At 66.6% G+C, this 1,894-nt stretch carries 1 protein-coding gene; it reads left to right on the top strand.

From position 1 onward, the window contains the following. Positions 1–1,894 (top strand): DNA-directed RNA polymerase subunit beta (gene rpoB, locus ACWDX9_RS62825; protein WP_449973375.1); only part of this gene is annotated, 1,894 nt, incomplete at both ends.

Here is a 1,894-nt window from a genome sequence, read left to right as displayed (position 1 = left end):
AGGACCACACGGCCGGCCAGGATGACGCGCTGCTGGACATCTACCGCAAGCTGCGGCCGGGTGAGCCGCCGACCAAGGAGTCGGCGCAGACCCTGCTGGAGAACCTCTATTTCAACCCCAAGCGGTACGACCTGGCCAAGGTCGGTCGTTACAAGATCAACAAGAAGCTCGGGGTCGACTCGGAGATCTCGCAGGGCACCCTGACCGAGGACGACATCGTCGCCACGATCGAGTACATCGTCCGCCTGCACGCGGGCGAGGAGTCGATGCCGGGTGCCAACGACCGCGAGATCATCGTCGAGGTCGACGACATCGACCACTTCGGCAACCGTCGTCTGCGCAGTGTCGGCGAGCTCATCCAGAACCAGGTCCGCCTGGGCCTGGCCCGTATGGAGCGCGTCGTTCGCGAGCGTATGACCACGCAGGACGTCGAGGCGATCACGCCGCAGACCCTGATCAACATCCGCCCGGTCGTGGCGTCGATCAAGGAGTTCTTCGGCACCTCGCAGCTGTCGCAGTTCATGGACCAGACCAACCCGCTGGCCGGCCTGACGCACAAGCGGCGTCTGTCCGCGCTGGGCCCCGGTGGTCTGTCCCGTGAGCGGGCCGGCTTCGAGGTCCGTGACGTGCACCCGTCCCACTACGGCCGGATGTGCCCGATCGAGACCCCTGAAGGCCCCAACATCGGCCTCATCGGCTCGCTGGCCTCCTACGGCCGGATCAACGCCTTCGGGTTCGTCGAGACGCCCTACCGCAAGGTCGTCGACGGCAAGGTCACCGAGCAGATCGATTACCTGACCGCCGACGAGGAAGACCGCTACGTCAAGGCGCAGGCCAACACGGTGATCAACGCCGACGGGTCCTTCGCCGAGCCTCGCGTCCTGGTCCGCACCAAGGGCGGTGAGACCGAGCTCATGCGGGCCGAGGAGGTCGACTACATCGACGTGTCGCCGCGCCAGATGGTGTCGGTGGCCACCGCGATGATCCCCTTCCTCGAGCACGACGACGCCAACCGCGCGCTCATGGGCTCCAACATGCAGAGGCAGTCCGTGCCGCTGCTGAAGAGCGAGTCGCCGCTGGTCGGCACCGGCATGGAATACCGTGCCGCGACCGACGCCGGCGACGTCATCAACGCCGAGAAGGCCGGTGTGGTCGAGGAGGTCTCCGCCGACTACATCACCGTCATGAACGACGACGGCACGCGCACCACCTACCGTGTCGCCAAGTTCAAGCGCTCCAACCAGGGCACCTCGTTCAACCAGAAGCCCATCGTCGCCGAGGGCGACCGGGTTGAGGTCAACCAGGTCATCGCCGACGGCCCCTGCACCGACAAGGGCGAGATGGCGCTGGGCAAGAACCTCCTGGTGGCGTTCATGCCGTGGGAGGGCCACAACTACGAAGACGCGATCATCCTGTCCCAGCGACTGGTGCAGGACGACGTGCTCTCCTCGATCCACATCGAGGAGCACGAGGTCGACGCCCGCGACACCAAGCTGGGCCCCGAGGAGATCACCCGGGACATCCCGAACGTCTCCGAGGAGGTCCTGGCCGACCTCGACGAGCGCGGCATCATCCGCATCGGCGCCGAGGTCGTCCCCGGTGACATCCTGGTCGGCAAGGTCACCCCGAAGGGTGAGACCGAGCTGACGCCGGAGGAGCGGCTGCTGCGCGCGATCTTCGGTGAGAAGGCCCGCGAAGTCCGCGACACCTCGCTGAAGGTGCCGCACGGCGAGCAGGGCAAGGTCATCGGCGTTCGCGTGTTCTCCCGCGAGGAGGGCGACGAGCTGCCTCCCGGTGTGAACGAGCTGGTCCGCGTCTACGTGGCCCAGAAGCGCAAGATCACCGACGGCGACAAGCTGGCCGGCCGGCACGGCAACAAGGGCGTCATCTCCAA

This window comes from Nonomuraea sp. NPDC003201, from assembly GCF_053590415.1.
This window is presented reverse-complemented; position numbering and strand designations above follow the sequence as displayed.